This window comes from Stenotrophomonas sp. 05N37 (assembly GCF_056397365.1).
This window is the reverse complement of the sequence record NZ_JBFTNG010000001.1, coordinates 1,441,277-1,462,665: the sequence shown is the minus strand read 5'-3', so window position 1 is coordinate 1,462,665 and position 21,389 is coordinate 1,441,277. Positions and strand designations below refer to the sequence as shown.

Sequence of the window (21,389 nt, the reverse complement as noted above, 5' to 3'; positions counted from 1 at the left end):
CCCGCGTTGCTCAGTCGGCCAGCCAGCGCATCGGCTCGGCGCCCATCGCCGGGTCGGTGCTGCCCGGCTGGCCATCTTCCACCCGCCCGGCCAGACGCTGGGACGCACCCGGCTGCTCGACGTGCAGGTCGTACCAGCCGCCGCTGGGCGTGGCATCCCAGGCGATGTCGACGGTGGCGCCCGGGTCGATCCGCAGCTGCCGGTGCGGGGCGGCCTCGACGTAGGCACCGGCGCGCACGGCGACCGCCAGCGGCATCGCGCCGGGGTTGTGCAGCCACAGGCGCAGGCGGCCAGCGTCGCGGTCGATGCGGGACTGCAGCGGTGCCTGGGTGCCTGGCTGGCCGCGATAGTGCCGATGGAAACCGTTCGGGCCGAGCAGCCACAGGTCGTAGCCGCGTGCGTCATCGATGGCCCAGCGCGCCTGCTGCGGCAGGCCCGGGGCAAGCGTGTAGCGGCGCGGGATCGCGCCCAGATGCAGACGGTCGTAGACATGCAGCACCGCCGCCGCGCCATCGCAGGCCAGGTCCAGCCGCACGTGGTCGTCAGCCAGCACGATGCTCGCCTGCGGCCGATACGGCAGCGCGCGCGCCGGGCGCACCCCGGGCGCCTGCCGCGCCGGCGCGAGGCCCTCGGGCACGACCGGCACGGTACGGCCCGGCAACGCGGCCGCACGCGCGGCGGTGGCGGCGGTGGCTGGCAGCGACGCGACGAAGGGCCGCGCGTCGCCACGCGAAAAGTCGAATGCGCCGGTCAGGTCGCCGCAGACCGCGCGACGCCATGGCGACAGCGCCGGTGCAGCCACGCCGAAGCGGCGCTCGATCAGCCGGATCACCGAGGTATGGTCGTAGACCTGCGAATCGACCCAGCCACCGCGGCTCCACGGCGAGATGACATACAGCGGCACGCGCGGGCCGAGGCCATAGGGGCGGCCACGCAGGTCGAGAGGATCGGCCTTCTCGTTGCCCGGTGACGGATGCCGGTGATACTCGCCCTCGGTCGAGACCGACGACGCGCCTGCCCAGCCGCCGGCCACGCTGGGGTCGGGCGACGGCGGTGCGGGCGGCGGCATGTGGTCGAAGAAACCATCGTTCTCATCGAACATCAGCAGCAGCGCGGTACGGGCCCACACCTGGGGATCGGCGGTGAGCGCATCCAGCACGCGCGCGGTGTACGCCGCGCCCTGGGCGGGGCTGGAGGGGCCGGGATGTTCGCTGCCGGCGGCATCGGCGATGATGAAACTGACCTGCGGCAGCTGCCCCTTCAGCACGTCTTCGCGCAGCTGGGCCAACCCGCGCGTGCTGACCCCGCGTTCGCGCAGGGCCGCATCGTGGCCGGGCGCGCCGCGCCAGGCCTGGCGGAACGTCTCGAAGCCGGCCAGCGGGTTGTCGGTGAAGTTGTCGGCCATGTCCTGGTAGATGCGCCAGTCCACGCCTGCGTTCTGCAGGTGCTCCACGTAGGTGGTCCACGTGTAGGCCTGCGGGTTGCCGCCCAGCTCGGGGAAGTTGTCGTGCGAGTTGGCCACGGCCGGGCCACCGCCGCGTGCATGCGGATCGTTGTGGCCGGTCCACAGGAACAGGCGATTCGGATTGGTGCCGGCCTGCATTGCGCAGTGGTAGGCATCGCACACGGTGAACGCCTCGGCCAGCGCGAACTGGAACGGCATGTCGGCGCGCTGGAAGTAGCTCATCGCATGGTCCTGCTTGGCCGCCGGCCACTGCGCCATGCGCCCGTGGTCCCATGCACGCTGTGCGTCGGGCCAGGTATGCGGGGTACCTTCCACGCGCATCACCCCGAACTGCGCGGCGGTATCCAGCGGAAACGGTGCGATGGCCCGCGTACCGGCCGCATTGGGCTGCAGCCATACAGTGCGCGGCGGCTGGCCCGCGGCCAGCGGCGCGGCCGGGATGACAAAACGATCGCCGAACCCGCGCACCCCCGGAAGGGTGCCGAAGTAATGGTCGAACGAACGGTTCTCCTGCATGAACACCACGATGTGCTGCACATCCTCCAGGCTGCCGCTGCGCGCATGCGGGGCGATCGCCGCCGCACGGGCGATGCTGGGCAACAGGGCCGCCAGCCCGGCGCCGACGCCGCCCTGCAGCAGGCGGCGGCGACCGATGTCCGGCGCGGGGGTGTCGCGTCGGGTCACAGGTCGACCCGGACCGAGACGCCGACCGTGCGCGGGGCACCGATGAAGGCGGAATCGCTGCCATCCACGCCGGCCAGGTAGCGGCGGTCGGTGAGGTTGCTCACCACCAGGCTGGCACCCACGCCCTTCAGCTTCGGCGACAGGCCCTGCAGGTCGAACCCGATGTTGGCGTTGAACACGGTGGCCGACGGCAGCTTGTTGATGTTGGAGGCATCCAGGTAACGCTCGCCGAGGTAGCGACCGGAGATGCCGGCATTCCAGCGCTCGCCCTGCCAGTCGGCCGAGACCACCAGCACGTGCTTGGGCTGGCCGATCACCTGCGCACCATCGACGATGCCCAGTTCGGTGTCGCGCGCCAGGTTGCCGCTGCCCAGGTATTTGGACCGGTTATAGGTGTAGGCCCCGTTGACCCGCCAGCCACTGTCCCAGCCGTAGCCGAGCGCGGCTTCCAGACCGGTGCTTTCCACGCCACCAAAGTTCTCGTAGACGCCATCGGTCTCGTCCAGGTAGTCGATGCCATCGGCCAACCGCGCCGGCAGGTAGACGATGCGGTTGTCGAACCTGATGGTGTACAGGGTCAGCGAACCGGTCAAGGGCCAACGGCTCACGCGCAGGCCAAGCTCGATGTTGTCGGCGGTTTCCGGCTCGACCCGGGCGAAGCGCTGCGCATCGGTTTCGCCGAGCACGCCGGAGGGGATCGCCGCGAAGTTCTGCGAGTAGCCACCGAACAGCTCCAGCCCTTCCACGGGCAGGGTCCAGGTGCCACCGGCGGAGAGCAGCGGATCGGACCTGGAGTCCGACCGCACGTTCTCGGCGTTGCCGATCACCCGGTTGCGCTTCTGGTCGACGAAGAACTGCTTGACGCCCACGCGCGCACTGAACGGGCCGACGCGGGCCACGTCTTCCACGTAGTACATATGCTCGCTGGTTTTGTAGCGGTCTTCGAACTGCACCCAGTACGGCTGGTGATCAAAACCGATGTCGGTGCCGACGTTGAGCAGGCGGTGCCAGTCGCGGCGCACGCTGCGATCGTACTGCTCCACCCACACACCGCCACGCACGGTGTTGTCCACGCTGCCCAGGGTCTGCTTCCACTCCACGTCGGCGGTGGCACCGGCGCGGTCGTTGTCGTAGTGCGAGTGGCGGTAGGACTGCACGCCCTGCACGCCAGCGGCGTAACAGTTGGGGTCGTATTCCGCGCTGAAACCGGCGCGCGGTACGCAGCCGGCGCGCATCTGCGCGGCGCTTCCATCCGGGTTGACGAAGTAGAACTGGCCCAGCGCGCTGCCGCCATACACCGTGCCGCCACCGAGGTATTCCGATTCCGGCTGGCCGACGCCATCGTTGCGCGCCTGCACCAGGTACGGCGGCAACCAGTCCCCGCGGCCCTCCATCCTGTGCGCGTAGCCGGTCAACGTGGCCTTGACGCCATTGCCGCCGTCGAACGCACCGCGCAGGTAGCCGAAGGTGTTCTCGCGCAGCGCGCGCGATCCTGACCGGTAGTTCTGGTCCAGGTAGGGAATACCGGTGAGTGTGCCGGTCAGGCCATCGCGGTCCGGGTGGGTGGCGAACGCGGCCGGGCTCACGCTGGTGTATTCGGGCTCGTCGGCATCGTTGTAGGAGGCGTAGCCGCTGAGGGTCCAGCGCTCCAGCTCGGTGACGAACCGGGCCGCGATGTGGTCGTTGCTGACATGGCCGCTGCCGTCGATCCAGTCGTTGACGCGCGAAGACGACGCACTGACCCAGGCGCGGGTGTGACCTCCGAGCAGGCCGGTGTCGTAGCGCACGTAGTACTTGCGTGCATCGTTGTCGCCGCCGCCCACCACCATGCGCAGGCGCTGCTCGGCCAGCGGATCGCTGGTGAGGAAGTTGAGCGTGCCGCCCAGGGCCTCGTTGGAGCGCGAGGAGATGTCGGCGGTGCCCTGGCTGACTTCGATGGTCTCCAGGTCGAGCGTGTCGATGTAGCGGTTGGCCAGCGAGCCGCCGCCATAGCCCGAGCCACCGTTGGGCAGGCCATCGATGGTGGTACCGATCTGCTGCGTGTCGCGGTTGGTGACGAAGCCGCGCATGCTGATCTGCGTGCCCCACACCGACGAGCCGGTGGCATCGGCTTCGCTGACCACCACGCCCGGCAGCTCGTTGAGCGCAGTGTTGACGCTGCTCAGGATCTGCTGGCGGTTGAGGGTTTCCTGGCTGACGGTGGTCTTGGCGTAGCTGGTGGCCTGGCCGATGACCTGCACCTGGTCGAGCGTGCGGGCCTCATCGGCGGGCGCGGGCTCGGCCGCCATGGTCTGCACGGCGGAAGAAAGCAACAGGGCGAGCAGCGAGATTCGAGGGCAGTGGCCAGAGGCGCGCATCGGGTCGGTGGGGGTAGTGGGCGACCGGCGGAGTATTGGCAGCGCCGGTGACTTCCCCATGACATTGCGCTTGCATTACGCGCACGTGGTGCTGCGTTTGACGTGGCTGGCCAGCTGCGCGACCGCCACCGCATCCCCAGCCAGCGGCGCGACGCCGAGCAGTGTTTCCTCTGCTGCCGATGCGCTGGAACACGCGGTCGACAGGGCATACCGGCACATCAGGACGACGCTACGGTCGAGCATGGCGGCGCTTCGCGGGACGAGTGCCGAGTGTATCGGGGTGGTCGTGGCAGGCGCCCTGTGCCTGCCACGGGATTTCATGCCTGGCCCAGGACTGCCTTGTCGCTGGCGTGCGCGCCTACTCCGCGCCTCCAGCCACCGGGTGCGACGGGCGCCGATGGAACTTGCGCGACAGCCAGTTGCCCAGGTCATCCATCACGGTGAACGCCGCCGGGATCACGATCAGGCTCAGCAGCGTGGAGGTGATCAGGCCACCGATCACCGCGATCGCCATCGGTGCGCGGAAGCTGGAATCGCCGGCGAAGCCCAGCGCGATCGGCATCATGCCCGCGCCCATCGCCAGGGTGGTCATGATGATCGGCTGGGCGCGCTTGCGGCACGCATCGATCAGCGCGTCGTGCTGGCTCATGCCGTGCTCGTCCTCGGCCATCACCGCGTAATCCACCAACAGAATGGAGTTCTTGGTGGCGATGCCGATCAGCATCAACAGGCCGATCAGCGCCGGCAGCGAGAGCATGTTCTGGGTGATCAGCAGCGCACCGAATGCACCGCCGGCACACAACGGCACCGCCGCGAGGATGGTCACCGGCATCAGCGCGTGGTTGAACAGCAGCAACAGCACCATGTAGATGCAGATCAGGCCGGCGGCCATCGCCAACAGGAAGCCGATGAACAGCTCGACGAACACTTCGGCATCACCGGTGTTGAGGAAGGTCACCCCGGGTGGCAGCTGTTTGACGCTGGGCAATGCCTGCACTTCGGTCATCACATCGCCGAGCGGGCGGCCGTTGAGCTCGGCGGTGAGCGTGACGTTGCGCTGGCGCTGGTAGCGCGAGATCTGCGAGGGCCCGCTGCCCTGCTGGATATCGGCCACCGCGGCCAGCGGCACCGGACCGTTGCGGCCGGGCACGCGCAACTGGCCGATCAGGGCCGGGTTGGCCAGCGTAGCCTCGGCGAAGCCAACCCGGATCGGCACCTGGCGATCGGGCAGGTTGAGCTTGGCGAGGCGCTGCTCGTAGTCGCCGGCGGTGGCGATGCGCGCCGCCTCGGCGATGTCCGCGGTGGCCACGCCCATGTCGGCCGCGCGTGCGGCGTTGGGCACGATCTGCACTTCCGGGCGCAGCAGCGAGGCGGTCGACGTCACGCTGCCCAGGCCCTGGATGCCGCGCAGGTCGCGCTCCAGCGCCGTGGAGGCGTCCTGCAGGCGTTGCGGATCGTCGCCGGACAGCACCAGCTGCAGCAGGTTGCCGGGCTCGGAGCTGACATAGCTCACGCGCACGCCGGGCAGGTTGGCCAGCTTCTGCCGGGCCTCGCGTTCCAGCGCGCGCTGGTCGCGGTCACGCGTGTTGGCGGTGCCCCAGTCCAGTACCAGCGTGGCTTTGCGTGCCTCGCCCACACCGGTGGCACTGGGGTCGCCCAGGTCCAGCACGCTGCCCACGGCGGTGTACACCTGCTTCAGTTCGGGCATGTCCTTGAGCAGCGCGCGCGCCTGCTCGGCCACGCCCACCGTCTCCTGCAGCCGGGTGCCTGGCGGCAGTTCCAGGCTGAGGTTGCTGCGGCCCAGGTCGGATTGCGGGATGAAGGTGGCCGGGATGAACGGCACCAGCGCCAGCGAGGCCACGAACAACCCGGTGGCCAGCCACAGCGTGCGCCCGCGGTGGCGCAGCGCGGCGTCCACCCAGCCCAGGTACCAGACCATCAGCCTCGAATCGGGCTTCTCCTCGCCATGCGGCTTGAGCAGGTAGGCGGCCATCATCGGCGTGAGCAGGCGTGCCACCAGCAGCGAGAACAGCACCGCGGTGGCCGCGGTCCAGCCGAACTCGCGGAAGAACTTGCCGGCGATGCCGGGCATGAAGGCGACCGGCACGAACACCGCCGCCAGGGTCAGCGAGGTGGCGATCACCGCGTTGCCGATCTCGCCGGCCGCCTCGCGCGCGGCCTCCAGCGGCGGCTTGCCCATGCGCAGGTGGCGCACGATGTTCTCGATCTCCACGATCGCATCGTCGACCAGGATGCCGACCACCACCGACAGCGCCAGCAGGGTGATCATGTTCAGCGTGAAGCCGAAGAAGTACATCACCGCGAAGGTGGGGATGATCGACAACGGCAGGGCCAGCGCCGCCACCCAGGTCGCGCGCCAGTCGCGCAGGAACAGCCACACCACCAGCAACGCCAGCAGCGCGCCCTCGTACAGCATCGTCATCGACGAGTCGTAGGAGCGGTGGGTTTCGTCGATGGCGGTGGTGACCAGGCGGAAATCGATGCCCGGATGTTCGGCCTTGATCGTGTCCAGCGCGGCGTGCACGCCGGCTTCCACCTTGACCTCGCTGGAACCACGCGTGCGCGACATCGAGAACGCCACCACGTCGCCGCCGTCCAGCAACGCCGCTTCGGTCGGGTCGGCGGCGGCATCGGTGACCGTGGCCAGGGTGGACAACCGCACCGCGCGCCCGTCCGGCAGGGCGATGGAGTAGTCGCGCAACGATTGGGCATCGCCCACCGTGCCCAGCGTGCGGATGGTCTGCTGCGCGCCCTCGATCTCGGCCTTGCCACCGGCACGCTCGACCTGGATCCGCGCCAGCTGCTGGGACACGTCCCCGGCGGTGATGCCCATGGCGATCAGCGCGTTGGGGTCCAGGTCCACGCGGACCTGGCGTTGCACGCCCCCCACCCGGGTGACCCGGGCCACGCCGGGCACGCCGTACATGGCGCGCGCGATGTCGCGGTCGACGAACCAGCTGGCTTCGTCGGGCGTCATGTGCGGGGCGACCAACGCGTAGGTCATCAGCGAGCCGCCGATATCCACCTTGGAGATCACCGGCTCCTGGATGTCCTGCGGCAGGTCGGTGCGGATGCGGGTGACCGCATCGCGGGTGTCGTCCAGCGCGGTGGCCAGGTCGGCCTCCAGCTGGAACTCGATGGTGGTGGTGCTCACGCCTTCGCTGACCGAGGAGATCACGCGCTTGACGTTGTTGACCGTGGCCACCGAGTCCTCGACCTTGCGGGTGACCTCGGCTTCGAGCTGGCTCGGCGACGCGCCGGGCTGGGTCACCGTGACCGTGGTCATCGGGAAGGCAATGTCCGGGAAGCGCGCCACCGGCAGCTGATGGAAGCCCCACAGACCGGCCACGCACAGCACGAAGAAGATCAGCAGCGCAGGCAGCGGGCGTTTGATCGCCCAGGCGGAGATGTTCATCGCGCGGCAGCCCTGGTCGCGGCCACCACGCGCACGCGGTCGCCCTCACCGAGGAAGCCGGCGCCGTCCACCACCACCTTGTCGCCGGCCTTGAGTCCTTCCAGGATCGCGGTCTGGCCGTTGACGGCCTGGCCGGTACGCACGCGGTGGCGGGCGGCCTGCTGCTTGTCGTTGACGCTGAACACATAGCTGTGGCCATCGCGCTGCACGATCGCCGCCGTGGGGATGGTCAGCGCCTGGCCGTCGCCGGTGACGATGCGGCCTTCCACGTACATGCCCGGCTTGAGCGGGTCGGGCGTGGGCAGGTCGGCGTAGATCGTGCCGGTCCGGGTCTGCGCATCCACCCCGGGGGTGACCGCACGGATACGTCCGCTGACCACCTGGCCGGCGTAGGGCAGTTCGACGGGGTTGCCCACGGCCACGTCGGCCAACTGGTTCTCCGGCAACTCCGCGCGCCATTCCAGGCGGCCGTCGCGGATCAGGCGCAGCAGCTCGGTGCCGGCCGACACCACCTGGCCCGGCTGCACCAGCCGCTTGGAGATCAAGCCATCGGCCGGCGCGCGCAGGTCGGCAAAATCACGGCGCAGCTTGGCCGCGTCACGTGCCGCACGGGCGGTGGAGGTCTGCGCTTCCGCATTGATGCGCGCTGCGCGCAGTTCGTCCAGGCTGCTGGCGCTGATCAGTTGCTGGGCCTCCAGCTTGGCGCTGCGTTCGTAGTTCATCCGCGCCAGCTCCTGCGAGGCCTGCGCCTGGCGCAGCGACGCGTCGGCCTGGGCCAGCTCGCTGTCCAGGGTGCGGTGGTCCAACTGCAGCAGCACCTGGCCCTGCTTCACCCACTGGCCCACGTCCACCGGCAACGCGGTCACGCGCTGGCCGGTGATCTCCACGCCGAGCTGCATTTCCTCATAGGCGGTGACCGGCCCGGACACCAGCACCGTGCGCGCCATCGGCTGCAACTGCGCGGTGGCCAGCGAGACCGGCAACGCCGCGCTTGCGCTGGCGGCCTCGGCCGAGGCCGCCTCGTCTTTGCCGCCACAGGCCGACAACAGCGCGGCGATCAGGATCAGGGAAGAACAGCGGAGGAGTCGGTCACGCATCGGTGGGGCTTCCGTGTCGGAGCAGCGGTAACGGGAGGGGAACATCAGGGGGTGGCGGCCAGACGCCGTTCGATGCCATCGAGCATCAGGCCCAGCCCCTGCTCGAAGCGCGTGTCGAAGTCGACCTCGCTCCAGACATCACGGGCCTGCCAGCAGTGCGGGAAACGCTCCTCGGCCAGGGCCATGAACGTTTCACCGAGCGCCTCCATGCTGCCGTCGCCCGGCCACGATTGTTCTTCGATCACAAAGCCCATCGTGTAGTACACCAGGTCCATCGAGGCGGTCGCGGCGAAGCGGATCGGGGCGCCGGCGCCGGCCAGCGCGGCCATGCTCGCCTCGCCTACCCGCAACACGTTCTCGGTGGCCAGGAACGTACCGGCGTAGACGCGCGCACCGTCACGCCGGGCCTTGAACGCCAGCCGGAATTCACGGGCGATCTGCAGCAGCGTCTGCCGCCACGGCTGGCCGGCCGGGATCGCGCGGGCGACGTCGCAGATCATCGCGTCGGCCATGGCGTCGATCAGCGCCTGCTTGCTCTTGAAATGCCAGTACAGCGAGGGCGCACGGATGCCCAGCGAACAGGCCACCTTGCGCAGGGTCACCCCTTCCAGCCCCGCCTCATCCAGGATCCGGAAGGCCGCCTCGACGATGTTTTCCCGCCCGATCGGCTGACGCACCTGCTGGCCCTTGCCTAACGATGTTAGGGGCGCGAATCTAACAGCGTTAGGCAGGTGCGCGCAAGGAGGCGACCGCGGCCAGCGCTGGCGACCGGGTGGACGGGGCAATACCATGCCGGTCAGGGCCTGGCGCCCAAGGGAGAGAGCAGGATGCGCTGGAAGAACGGGACGATCGCGCTGGCAGTGTGGTTCGCCAGCGTGGGCGCAGGTGCGCACGCCGGACCCATGGACGGCGAGGGCGCCGCGATTCCCTACGCGTCCCCGGACGCCGCGCTCGTCGCGCTGCGCGCGTCCCCCCACGTCAGCGAGCGACTGGAGAACGACTGGTTCGCGCTCCAGGATCACCAAGGGCACGTGCTGTGGTCGATTACCGCACCGGGCAACGCAATGCACCCCTCGATGGTCAAGCGCACCCTGGTCCAGCGCGATGGCGGGGTCGAGATCGGGATGTCGATCAAGTGCGGCGCATCCAGACAGGCCTGTGACACGCTGGTGCAGACATTCCAGGCCAGCAACGATCGCCTTCGCCAACGCCTGCGTGACACGACCACCGCGGCGCCGCCGTCCGCGACGGCTCAGCCCACGCCGACCGGTGCAGCCGACCCGCAACGCTAGCCGAGGCCGCCATGTTCCCGAGAAAACCCCTTGCCTGGGTGTGCGCCACCCTGCTGCTGATGCCTTCCATCGGCCACGCCCTGCAGCTGTCGCTCTACGACATCCGTGGGTACGCCGTTGCCTACCTGGACACCGACCAGCAGATGACCGTCTACCTGTGGGATGGGCAGCCGGTGGCCTACGTGGATGGGCAGTCCCTCTATGGCTTCAACGGCAGGCACCTGGGGTGGCTCAAGAACCGCGTCGTCGTGGACCATGACGGTTACGCGGTTGGATTCACTGAAAGCGTGATCAGGCGGCGCACGCGCGTGGAGCGCATCAAGGGCCTTCAACAGCTCACCCCGCTGAAAGCACTGCCGCAGCTGGAACCGATGGAACCACTGCAGGCCGGCGGTTGGTCGGATGTCCCGCTGGATGTGTTCCTGTCGATGGGACGGAACTAGACCGCATCGCGTGGCGGAGGGTGTGCCAGGCATCCACGTCCACGTGGATCAACACGCTTCGTCAGGGTCACGTGCCGCGCTCCGCGCGGGAGCATGTGGCGGCTGAGCGCCTGGCGCGCCTTCCACCGCCGCGAGCATGGCGTACCCATTCGGAACAGGCCCCCACGGTGGCAACCAGCATCGTCGACCTCTCACTTACCGGTTTGCCCCCTTATTGCGCACCGCGTCCCCGGCGAAGTCGTCAGGACTGACCACCACGGAGCCATCAGCTTCCAACCAGACGTCCTTGTAAACATCGGGAGGTGGAATAGTGTTGATGTCCGCCCCCAGGGGGAGAAGTTGCCAGCCAACCACATCACCACAGACCGTCCTGCCAATGAGCCTGCGACTATCCAATCCGCGCGCGCGCAGCCCATCCACCACTACCGCGGGAGGATGGCGATCAAACCCCTTGTAGAAAGGGCATTGCGCTCCATTCCTGCCCAACGGATAGCTCACGCCGACAGGATCTTCGCTGCACCCCGGCAGCAGGGCCAGGAGCACACTGCTCACCAGAACACGCGACAGTCCCATTGATGACGCTCCTCTGCTTGCGTTGGTATTCCCGCGCCCAAGGGCGAGGTTGCATGCGCCGTGTGGAAGACCTTGCCGCACCCATGCGTTGCAGCCATCCAAACGGCGAGGACGGGCGACCTCAGTGGCATGCCTGACCAGTTGTTTGGGCATTTCGGGCCCTCGCACACTGCTGGCGAGGCCGTTCTGAATGTAGCGCTCTTGCGGTTCGGAGGTGCGTGAAGAATCCCTGGCGTTACAGCTGGCGGTAACGTGCAAACGTGGTCGGCAACGTCCTGCAGCTCTGTGCGCGGCGACTGGTTCTATACCCCAGAACTCCGCTGGATCACCTCCATAGCGTCGCGATGTTCTTGTGCCACCGAACAGTGGCTTGGGATGGTCAAATCAACGAACCTTGAGAACCGCTCCATTTCGGCCTTGGCATCTTCATAGTTCCGCAATCGCATAAGCGCCCAAACGAGACCAGACGAAGCAAGAGCGTCACTTGGACGCAGACCTGCCAGGGCGCGGAAGGCTTTAGCGCCCAGCTCAGCGTCATCCGTGCGCGTAGATATACCCGATAGAAGCAGCCAGCCAGCTTCGCTGGCCGGCTCATTCGATAGAAGCTCAAGCAAACAGGCACGCGCAGAGGCGATATCCCCTGCGGTAAGTAGCTCTGTGATCGCGTCAATGTCCATTCATATCCTTCGGCCCTACATTGTCCATACAACGCCAAGAGACACAGCCAAGCAGGCACTGCGCGTAATCCATAGCGCACCTTTACTCGCGTTCTACCACCTGACTGAATCAATTGTCGGAGAACCATCTGTGGAGGTCGGACGCACAATGATGCTCCGACCATCCTCCAAGGTACCGACCCTGACTCCGCCGCCCTTATCCGAAACATTTCCCGGCCAAAGAGCATCAAAGTCGCCATTAGCGACATCGAACCCACCAACCTTATTCTCTATTCGAGTATTTCCCTTCGTTTTTCTATCCGGTGTTGTTCAGGATATTGGACAGCTATCTTTTCCATTAGAGAATTGCCCGATAATTCCGCTCCACCCGTCCGGCGATGCAACCAAGCTCATCATGCCCGCCATTGCCACAGTTGTCAGTATGCCTGGGCCCGGGACAAACGAAGGTCTACTCCAGGGAGAAAACCCAGGATAGTGGGTTGCGTATCTACCTTCGTGGATTTGAAATCCGTCGGCGGCATTAGTCGGGGCAACATTCGCAAACGATCTAGCTGCTTGCGTCGCAGCCCGCTGCTGCATGCCTTCCGGATCAAGGCTAGAGAGGGGATCTCCGCTGACATATCCGAAGGCGCTAATGCCACCCAGCAACCCAATCGGATCACTCTGCGAATACCTGCCCACCGCCGGATCGTAATCCCGCTGGTAGTTGTAAAACATCCCACTAGCGTACGTCGCCTGCTGGCCCGGGAAGCGCAACACCAACTCGAAGCCAACACCGTCCCCATCTGCATCCGCGTTCGGCACCTGGTTACCAAACACCTCGCTCTTGCTGCTCCACTCCCAGATCGCCACATCACGGACGGGATCGATCACCACCCGCGGGGTGCCCAGGTGGTCCGGCTGCACGTAGGCCACTTCCGGCACGCCAGCCCTCGGTGCATTGATCAACGCAACCGGATAGTTGTCGAGCCAGATGGCCTGCTGCAGCGGCTGACCCGCCGCACCATAGTTGCCGATCCATTGCCCCGCCTCGTCATACACCGTGACCTGTGCGTCAGCCGAGACAGGCGCGCGCAACACACGCTCACCCCGATGGTTGTAGGTGTAGCTCTCGACGACGACTGAGGCGGGTTTGGGGATGAAACTGGCCGCACCAAGCTACGTTGGGCGCCAGGTGCGGTAGCGGGGCGAAGCGGGGCGCAAATATAACCCGGCGAGCACCAAAGCCTGATGGCGACCTCGACGGATTTTATTTTACAGCCCCCATAGGCTGCGCCGGAGTTGAATGTCTGCGCTAACGCGGCATGGAGATAGAAACCAGTCGACCTGACTCGTCAAAGCCAAACCTCGCCACCAATTCCTTCTGACCTGTATTGGGACCAGTACGGACTCTAATTGACAAAACGTCGTCATCTTCGTAGACGCCCACAGAATTTACCATCGTCTGCATCCACTTGACATCCTCCGCTACCGGTCGCCGCCCGGAGATCCCTGAATACCCCATGATCTCGACACCTAAAATCTCATCATCACTCAGGTCAACGACTACCGCGCCATCCACCATCGTCGCACAGACGGAGGAGCTATCACTGAAGCTCAGTACTTTCATCATTCCACCCTATATGCGGTAACAACCCCATTGACTCCCATCACAACCTTCACCTTATTTACCGGATCATAGTAAACCGCGGTGCCAGCCCTAGACGGCCTTCCAGGAAGAGTGTTGATAATCGAATCTATCAGCGAGACCGGAATATTCCTATCCACTCTTTCGGTTGAATAATGACGAGATAACGGAATACCACCCGGGGTACGGCCATAATTTATATTGGCCGGACAACTTTGCCATCTGCGCGCCTCATGCTGCCTTACTATCCCGTTTAGAAATTCAACGTCCTGTCGATTATACCTGTACCCGGAAGGACCTACGGTCTGGTATTGGAAAGATGGCTCGTAGCGCTGAATCTCCCTGATCAGCTGTGGAACCTGGGATCTCGCCAGGACTTCTGAGATTGTTGGGGGTGCACTGAGAGTACCTCGACGTCGCTGCAGACCCTCTGCATCGGACGAGGCAGCTGGATCACTCTCGACGTAGGAATACGTACTAATGCCAGCAGTTAGACCAATAGGATCACTTTGAGAATAGCGCCCCGTCACGGAATCGTAGTCTCGATTATAGTTATAGAACATTCCGCTCGCATCCGTTGCCTGCTGCCCGGGGAAGCGCAGCGCCAACTCGAAGCCAACACCGTCCCCGTCTGCATCGACGTTCGGCACCTGATTACCAAATACCTCGCCCTTGTTGCTCCACTCCCAGATGGCCACATCGCGCACAGGGTCAATTACTACCCGCGGTGTGCCCAAGTGGTCCGGCTGAATGTAGGCAACTTCTGGCACGCCAGCACTCGGTGCGCTGATGAGAGCAACCGGATAGTTGTCCAACCAGATGGCCTGCTGCTGCGGCTGCCCTGTCGCACCGTAGTTGCCGATCCATTGCCCCGCTTCGTCATACACCGTGACCTGTGCGTCAGCCGAGACAGGCGCGCGCAACACACGCTCACCCCGATGGTTGTAGGTGTAGCTCTCGACGACAGCCCCTGCCTGCTTCACCGCGCTCATGCGGTTGGCATCGCTGTAGCTGAACGCCTTGCCGCCAATGCTGATGGTGTTGCCTGCCGCGTCGTGATCGCGCGCCTCGCCATCGACGGCGAGCAGGCGGTGGCTGTCCATCGGATAGGTGTAGCTGGCGGTGCCTGCCGCCGTGGTCAGCGCGGTGCGATTGCCGGTGGCGTCGTAGGCATACGCCTCGATCGCCACGTCGGTGGCGCCGTCCTTGGTCTGGGTCAGTCGACCCAGTGTGTCGTAGCCGTACTTGGCCAGGACACTGGTGCCTGCGCCGCTCCTCAGTTCGGTGATCGCACCGACCGGGTCGTAGCCGTAGCTCAGCGAAAGTCCGCCTGACGCCGGGTCATGCACGGCCTGCGGTCGATAGTCGAGATCGAGTGGGCGCTGCAGCTGGCGACCGTTACCGTAGGTCCAGCCGGTGGGCGGCCCGAACGCAGCATGGGTCACCTGGCTGATCACCACCTCACGCTCCAGCCCGGAACGAGTGAGGCCGATCTGGCTGGTGCGGCCTTGGCCGTCACGCACGTAGTCGGCGACGCTGCCATCCGGGTAGGTCAGCGACGCCAGTCGCCCCGCCTTGGTGTAAGAATAACGCAGCGTCGTGGTCACACCGTTGACGGTCTGCACCTTGCGGGTGAGCTGGCCAAAGCGGTCGTGGCAGTAGGCGGTGCTACCGCCTGCGTGAAGGACGGTGCCGATACGCCCCTTTGCAAAGCGCTCGTCGGCGGCACAGACACTCGGCGCGATGTCGTAGCTGTAGCCAACGTCCAGGTTGGGGTCGGGATAGGCAACGCCAGTGAGACGATTGAGCGCATCGTAGTGATAGGTGGCAGTCACGCCACGCGCATCCGTGCGCGTCTTGCGGTTACCGGCAGCGTCCACGGTAAAGACGGTGGTCCCGGTATCCGGACTCACCAGCGTGGTCTGATCACCAAAGCCGTTATAGGCGTAGGTGGTGTGCAGCCCCTTGGGATCGGTGACCTGGGTGACCTGGTCGAACGCGTTGTAGCGGGTGCGTATCTCGGCCTCGATACCGCCGACATCCTGCAGGGTGCGCGCCAGGCGATTGAGCGGGTCGTGCTCCCGGGCCGTCACCCGCTGCAGCGCGTCATCATTGAGCGACGCGTTTGAGTCGTGACATCGAGCTCCAGCTTGGAACTCCACGCCGCGCTGAAGCGAGCGCACCTCGGAAGCATAGTGATTGCTGAAATGATTGATAAAGCGAGCATGCTTCGGGCGTTAACACAGAAGGATCGTTTCTCGTCTTGTGGAGTTCCGGACAGACCGGCGCTATAGATAGAGGCGCCGTGAAGCAACCGGACTACGCATCATGCACACCTGCCGGTGGCTCATTTGATCCGCCATCTACGTGAAAAGGCATCATCGCCTCCCAGCCAAACTCCCTCTCCATCGCCTGCCTTACCAAGCCGACGATTGCATACCATGATGTATTGGAATGCGCATCGATACCTCTACGGTCGAATTGACTCAATAAATGTAACGTCTCGACACGCGACATTTTCGTTCGCTCCTCGTCAAGAATGGATCGCCTGTGTTTCTTCAGCAGACGCCTGAATCGCTTGACCGTTGTTATTCCGAACGCCTCGAGCTCTGGCATCAGTTCACCGAGGTCGAAATTGCCGTAATCATGCTTTCGCCGAAACAGAGACAGCACCAACCTCCTGATTCTCTCAGGATTAATCTTCTCATTGTCCAGCCTCGCCCGCGCGCGCTGCGGCCTCATGTCAAGTTACCTCGCAATACTGTTGATTATAAATAACCAAGGAAATTTATATTTCTTGCCAAGATCCAATGACGCACACAAAACACAAGACGCATCAGAAGCACACTGAAAATTCATTTCAAAATACCCGAGTACCGGCCATTTGGGCCGGGCACGCAGCAAAGTTTGGATCTGTTAACGCATCATCTTGACACACCCCGGGGAACAGCGAGCACAGCTCCCTGCAAGAATTCGCATCTCCATTCTCGCAGGCGATTTGGAGCGCGACGCGAAGGGCCAGTAGCGGGCCAATCGCCCTTGGCGGGCTCAAGCTTGGCGGCCTTTTTTTGTACGTGGATTTTCCTGTATTTGAATCCTTTTCCCAGCCCCAACCAAAGCGCTTTGGATCATCTTTCCATTTCTTACCTGGGTTGTTGGTTCCGGCCGCTGAGCGCGCCTGATTTCGCTCACCCCTGCGCCCTGACATCAGGCCGAACTGATCAACCTCGGATAGCGGATCACTCTCCACATAGGAATAGGTCGTGATCCCACCCTCTAACCCGACCGGGTCACTTTGAGTGTATCTACCTACGGTGGGCTCGTACTCTCGCTGATGGTTGTAGAACATCTCGCTCGCATCCGTTGCCTGCTGCCCGGGGAAGCGGAGTGCAAGATCGAACGTCACGCCATCGCCATCCGGATCGCTGGCCGGTGCTTGATACCCGAACGTCTCACCCTTGTTGCTCCACTCCCAGATGGCCACATCGCGCACAGGGTCAATTACTACCCGCGGTGTGCCCAGGTGGTCCGGCTGAATGTAGGCAACTTCTGGCACGCCAGCACTCGGTGCGCTGATTAGAGCAATCGGATAGTCATCCAGCCAGATAGCCTGCTGTTGCCGCAGTCCTGCAGCGCTGTAGTTGCCGATCCACTGCCCGGCTTCATCGTAAATCGTTAGCTGTGCCTCGCCTGATACCGGCGCGCGTCGGACGCGCTCACCTAGATGGTTGTAACTGTAGCGTTCCACCACTGCACCCACCTGCTTCACCGCGCTCATGCGGTTCGCATCGCTATAGGCAAAGTCCTTGTCCGCGACGCTGACCGTGTTGCCCGCCGCATCGTAGCTTCGCGCTTGGCCGTCAACTGCAGCGAGGTGGTGGCTATCCATCGGATAGGTGTAAATGGAAGTGCCGGCCGCGGTCGTCAGCCCGGTGCGATTGCCGGTGGCGTCGTAGGCATAAGTCTCGATTGGCGTTCCGGTGAGGCCATCCTGGGTCTGGGTCAAACGGCCGAGCGGGTCATAGGCGTACTTGGCCAGGACTGAAGTACCTGCGCCGTTCTCGAGCTCGGTGATTGACCCCGCAGGGTCGTAGCCGTAGCTCAGCGAGAGACCGCCCACTGCCGGGTCATGCACGGCCTGCGGACGATAGTCGAGGTCGAGTGGGCGCTGCAGCTGGCGACCGTTACCGTAGGTCCAGCCGGTGGGCGGCCCGAACGCAGCATGGGTCACCTGGCTGATCACCACCTCACGCTCCAGCCCGGAACGAGTGAGGCCGATCTGGCTGATGCGGCCTTGGCTGTCGCGAACGTAGTCGGCGACGCTGCCATCCGGGTAGGTCAGCGACGCCAGTCGCCCCGCCTTGGTGTACGCATAGCGCAGCGTGCTGGCCACTCCGTTGACGGTCTGAACCTTGCGGGTGACCTGGCCAAAGCGGTCGTGGCAGTAGGCGGTGCTGCCTCCTGCGTGTGCGACCGTGCCGATGCGCCCCTTTGCGAAGCGCTCGTCGGCTGCACAGACACTCGGCGCGATGTCGTAGCTGTAGCCAACGTCCAGGTTGGGGTCGGGATAGGCGATGCCAGTGAGACGATTGAGCGCATCGTAGTGATAGTTAGCAGTCACGCCGCGCGCGTCTGTGCGGGTCGTGCGGTTACCGGCAGCGTCCACGGTAAAGACGGTGGTCCCGGTATCCGGGCTCACCAGCGTGGTCAGATCACCAAAACCGTTATATGCGTAGGTAGTGTGCAGCCCTTTGGGATCGGTAACCTCAGTGACCTGATCCAGCGCGTTGTAGCGGGTGCGGATCTCGGCTTCGATACCGCCGACATCCTGCAGGGTGCGCGCCAGGCGATTGAGCGGGTCGTGCTCCCGGGCCGTCACCCGCTGCAGCGCGTCGGTGATCGATTGTGCATTGCCATTGACGTCGTAGACGAAGCCGGTGGCGTGGTTGCCCGCATCCTTGAGCGTGATCAACTGGCCCAGCGTGTTGTACACCCTGGCGAGCGTGCGGCGCAGCGTACCGCCTGCGTCCACGGTGTGTTCCTTGAGGCGATTACCCGCGTTGTCGAGCGTGTAATGGATGGTATTGCCCGCATCATCGGCGATGTCGGTCAGGCGCTGGGCGGCGTCATAGACATAGCTCACGCTGCTGCCGTCCGGTGCGGTGACCTGCTGGACCAGGCCGGTGGGCCAGTAGCTCATCTGGGTGCTGCGGTCATCGGCTGCGGTCGCACCACGCACGGTAGCCGTCGCCAGCCAGCCGCGTGGGTGATAGGTGTAGTCGGTGACCACGCCGTTGGCGTCCTTGACCGAAACCGGGCGACCTGCGCTGTCGTAGGCCAGCGTCTCGACGCTGTGTCCCAGGGCATTGGTGATGCTGCGCAGATCTCCCTTGCGGTAAGCACATGTCGCGGGCGAAGCCGCGCATGCGGCGTCATCCACCGCAAAGTAGGTGTAGGTGGTTACATCGGCGGCGTCCAGGCGCGGCCCGTCGACGGCCTTCGGTAGTCCTTCGATGGGACACGCGCCACCCGACAGCGCGGCGTCTGCCGCCTCGCAGTAGGTGAAGGTGGTGGTGCGTGTGTCGCCGGCGGCCAGGTCCTTGATGACCATGCTCGCCGGCTGCAGCCGCGTGTTGTACGCGTAGCGCGTCTCACGGTTGCCCACGGTAGTGGCCAGCAGCACGTTGGTCGCCTGATCGCGTACTGTCTGCGTGATGCGCTGCTCCGGCAGACCCACCGCCTCTGTCACCGTGTGACGGCTGGCCGGCTGGCCCGTCACCACATCGGTGATGTCCGCGTACGCGTGGCTGGTCTGGACGTCGTCACGGTCGGTCAGCGTGGCAAGGCGCTGACGGAAATCCGCGGCGACCGCGTAATAGGTGCGCGCAACCACGCCACGGGTATCGGCCAGCGCGGTCACCTTGCGCGGCGGCGCCGTTTGCCCACCGGGAGTAAGGGCGTAGTTGGTCTGATGGCCCAATGCATCGGTAACCAGGGCGCCACCGCTGCTGCTGCTGTAATCGAGGGTCACACCATCGGCACCGCCCGCATGCTGGCTGGAAATGACCCGTCCGAGCGCGTCATAGGTGAAGATGCTGTAGCGCCGGCCGTCTTCGGCCGTGATGCCGGTGAGGTGATGTGGGAAACGCGCATCCTCGTAGTGGTAGGTCCGGATACTGCCATCAGCATAGGTGACGTTGGCTACCTGCCCTGCGGCGGTATAGGCGTAGGTTGCCATGGGCACACCCTCCACCTGCACCGACGCGATATGGGCCTCGTAGGCATCGCTGGCATAGGTGAACTCCAGCACCCTGCCACTGCTGTGCCCCACTGCAACCAGTCGATCCCTGTCGTCATACAAATAGGTAAGCGAAGTGCCGTCCAGGCTGCGGATGGCGAGGACGCGACCAGCCGCGTCGAAGGTTGTGGTCTGGTGCCCGGTGTAGAGCGTCCAGTTGCCGTTTTGGACCAGTCGATCGCCGCTGCCGTCGGTGGCCTCGAAGGCGGTGCCGACCTTCTTGAACGGTCGCTGGTAACCCTTTCCCTCGATGAGGCCCGCGCTTTCTGCACCATCAGTTACCAGCCGGATGCCGAGCGAGTGTGTCCAACCATGCCCGAACCCACCCAGCGTGGTGGACACGCCGGAATGGTAGAAGCGCGTCAGCGCGATCCAGCCGAGGTCGAAGTCTGGCGCGATCTCGTACTTCTCGCCGGTCTTGACGTTGCACGGGTTGCCGACGTTGCCATCACACGCGCCGTCGATTTTTTGCGCGGGTGAAGACGCGAAGCAGCTTCCCGCGCCACCGTTGCCCTCGCACACGTCGGAGGTGGATGTGATGGTGGCGAGGAAGTCTTCGTTTACACAGGCCTCTTCTTTGTTCGACCACTGTGCGTAGCGGACGGGACAATCGAGCCTGCGCGTGCGCGTGAATGTGTATTCGATCGTGAAGTACTCGCACGGATAGTCGATGGAATTGTCACCCTCGGCGACAACCCTCTCGTAAGTGCGATTCTCAAAACCTTCAAAGCCGGGGAATGCCGGGGTCCATGCGCCGGATGGTGCGACTGTTTCACCCGCGCAGAACGGATTCGGCTGCCAGGTGGCGTTGTATGCCGTAACCATCTGGTCTTCCGAGGCGTACTTCTGGGTCCCGTAGCTGACCATGTAGCCCCACTCGGGATCCGACGGCTGCGCTTTGCCCATCCAATACGTAATGTCGGTCTTGCCATCGAAGGTGATGCGCTGGCTCTTGATCTTGTCCACGGCGTTCCAGCCATCCCGCGCCTCAGGCGGAACACCAGGAGGTGCCGGCAGGCCCTTGATAGCGGCGACCGCCTCCTGCTGCGTGCTGTAGGCCGTGGACTGCCCACCAGGACTGGAGATTCGCCACTCTTTGCGGCTTTCCTGGGCCGATGCCGGCGCGATGACGCAGCAACCGATAACCAACGTGCAGACCAGGGAGCACGGGGCACGCATACCAGCATGTCCATTTGCCATGGATAAGTTCATCCTGAACCTCTTAGTGAATTTTGGTCGGCAAGGCCGAAAATTCCCCGTGTTGCCACGTGTGGAATCACAGCATCGCAGAAGACGTTGCGTGGCAATTTTTTGCTTGAATCAAGTACGCGTCAATTGACTGCGATCACATTCACGCCATAGGAATATCGTCAAGCCCTCCCGACAGCGGGCGGTCTTATAGGCCCCCCACCGGGGGCGTCCTCAGGTGAAGCCACGTCA

The 21,389-nt window shown here is 64.7% G+C and carries 12 protein-coding genes and 2 pseudogenes; 2 read left to right on the top strand and 12 right to left on the bottom strand.

The annotated features are described in order from the left end of the window. Window positions 1-10: 10 nt before the first annotated feature. The 6 genes from AC1DGC_RS06300 to AC1DGC_RS06275 form a co-directional block, all read right to left on the bottom strand. Window positions 11-2,149, bottom strand: a complete 2,139-nt coding sequence (locus tag AC1DGC_RS06300) for a phosphocholine-specific phospholipase C (RefSeq protein WP_478047446.1) — start codon at window positions 2,147-2,149, stop codon at window positions 11-13. Beyond that, entirely contained in the window at window positions 2,146-4,506 is a 2,361-nt protein-coding gene (locus AC1DGC_RS06295) for a TonB-dependent receptor (protein ID WP_478047445.1), read from the bottom strand. The genes AC1DGC_RS06300 and AC1DGC_RS06295 overlap by 4 nt, the downstream gene beginning before the upstream one ends. A 75-nt stretch (window positions 4,507-4,581) precedes the next feature. After that, a complete protein-coding gene (locus AC1DGC_RS06290; protein WP_394162770.1) occupies window positions 4,582-4,749 on the bottom strand; it encodes a hypothetical protein in 168 nt (55 codons plus the stop codon). A gap of 115 nt (window positions 4,750-4,864) precedes the next feature. Then, window positions 4,865-7,942: an efflux RND transporter permease subunit gene (locus tag AC1DGC_RS06285; protein ID WP_394162768.1), complete on the bottom strand. Its 3,078-nt coding sequence runs from the start codon at window positions 7,940-7,942 to the stop codon at window positions 4,865-4,867. Next, complete coding sequence (locus AC1DGC_RS06280; RefSeq protein WP_394162766.1) at window positions 7,939-9,039, bottom strand: efflux RND transporter periplasmic adaptor subunit; 1,101 nt, start codon at window positions 9,037-9,039, stop codon at window positions 7,939-7,941. Before AC1DGC_RS06280 ends, AC1DGC_RS06285 begins: the two co-directional genes overlap by 4 nt. A 44-nt stretch (window positions 9,040-9,083) precedes the next feature. After that, a complete protein-coding gene (locus tag AC1DGC_RS06275; protein WP_259206853.1) occupies window positions 9,084-9,716 on the bottom strand; it encodes a TetR/AcrR family transcriptional regulator C-terminal domain-containing protein in 633 nt (210 codons plus the stop codon). A 150-nt stretch (window positions 9,717-9,866) separates the two neighbouring features. Between AC1DGC_RS06275 and AC1DGC_RS06270 the strand changes: the two genes are divergently transcribed. Further along, window positions 9,867-10,331, top strand: a complete 465-nt coding sequence (locus tag AC1DGC_RS06270) for a hypothetical protein (RefSeq protein WP_478047444.1) — start codon at window positions 9,867-9,869, stop codon at window positions 10,329-10,331. A gap of 11 nt (window positions 10,332-10,342) precedes the next feature. After that, window positions 10,343-10,774: a 4-fold beta flower protein gene (locus tag AC1DGC_RS06265; RefSeq protein WP_449335155.1), complete on the top strand. Its 432-nt coding sequence runs from the start codon at window positions 10,343-10,345 to the stop codon at window positions 10,772-10,774. A 195-nt stretch (window positions 10,775-10,969) separates the two neighbouring features. Here the strand turns inward: AC1DGC_RS06265 and AC1DGC_RS06260 are convergent, their stop codons facing one another. The 6 genes and pseudogenes from AC1DGC_RS06260 to AC1DGC_RS06235 all read right to left on the bottom strand — a co-directional run bounded on the left by AC1DGC_RS06260 (window position 10,970) and on the right by AC1DGC_RS06235 (window position 21,161). Further along, window positions 10,970-11,347 (bottom strand): hypothetical protein, encoded by a 378-nt coding sequence (locus AC1DGC_RS06260; protein WP_478047443.1) that lies wholly within the window; start codon window positions 11,345-11,347, stop codon window positions 10,970-10,972. A 1,250-nt stretch (window positions 11,348-12,597) separates the two neighbouring features. Then, window positions 12,598-13,143, bottom strand: a pseudogene (locus AC1DGC_RS06255) (RHS repeat-associated core domain-containing protein); the annotation flags it as partial. A 175-nt stretch (window positions 13,144-13,318) separates the two neighbouring features. Beyond that, window positions 13,319-13,633, bottom strand: coding sequence for a hypothetical protein (locus AC1DGC_RS06250; protein ID WP_394162750.1), 315 nt, complete (start codon window positions 13,631-13,633; stop codon window positions 13,319-13,321). A 440-nt stretch (window positions 13,634-14,073) separates the two neighbouring features. Next, a pseudogene (locus AC1DGC_RS06245) lies at window positions 14,074-15,762 on the bottom strand (RHS repeat-associated core domain-containing protein); the annotation flags it as partial. Window positions 15,763-15,970: 208 nt separating this feature from the next. Continuing rightward, window positions 15,971-16,324, bottom strand: a complete 354-nt coding sequence (locus AC1DGC_RS06240) for a hypothetical protein (RefSeq protein WP_394162756.1) — start codon at window positions 16,322-16,324, stop codon at window positions 15,971-15,973. A gap of 187 nt (window positions 16,325-16,511) precedes the next feature. Next, the gene (locus AC1DGC_RS06235; RefSeq protein WP_478047442.1) at window positions 16,512-21,161 is read right to left on the bottom strand and encodes an RHS repeat-associated core domain-containing protein; all 4,650 of its coding nucleotides are present in this window, start codon (window positions 21,159-21,161) and stop codon (window positions 16,512-16,514) included. Window positions 21,162-21,389: the final 228 nt, after the last annotated feature.

Bases quoted from the DNA above. Each gene is read 5' to 3' on its own strand.
- AC1DGC_RS06270 (WP_478047444.1), top strand. From the start codon at position 9,867: ATGCGCTGGAAGAACGGGACGATCGCGCTGGCAGTGTGGTTCGCCAGC.
- AC1DGC_RS06235 (WP_478047442.1), bottom strand. From the start codon at position 21,161: ATGAACTTATCCATGGCAAATGGACATGCTGGTATGCGTGCCCCGTGC.
- AC1DGC_RS06265 (WP_449335155.1), top strand. From the start codon at position 10,343: ATGTTCCCGAGAAAACCCCTTGCCTGGGTGTGCGCCACCCTGCTGCTG.
- AC1DGC_RS06260 (WP_478047443.1), bottom strand. From the start codon at position 11,347: ATGGGACTGTCGCGTGTTCTGGTGAGCAGTGTGCTCCTGGCCCTGCTG.
- AC1DGC_RS06280 (WP_394162766.1), bottom strand. From the start codon at position 9,039: ATGCGTGACCGACTCCTCCGCTGTTCTTCCCTGATCCTGATCGCCGCG.
- AC1DGC_RS06290 (WP_394162770.1), bottom strand. From the start codon at position 4,749: ATGCTCGACCGTAGCGTCGTCCTGATGTGCCGGTATGCCCTGTCGACC.
- AC1DGC_RS06250 (WP_394162750.1), bottom strand. From the start codon at position 13,633: ATGAAAGTACTGAGCTTCAGTGATAGCTCCTCCGTCTGTGCGACGATG.
- AC1DGC_RS06285 (WP_394162768.1), bottom strand. From the start codon at position 7,942: ATGAACATCTCCGCCTGGGCGATCAAACGCCCGCTGCCTGCGCTGCTG.
- AC1DGC_RS06295 (WP_478047445.1), bottom strand. From the start codon at position 4,506: ATGCGCGCCTCTGGCCACTGCCCTCGAATCTCGCTGCTCGCCCTGTTG.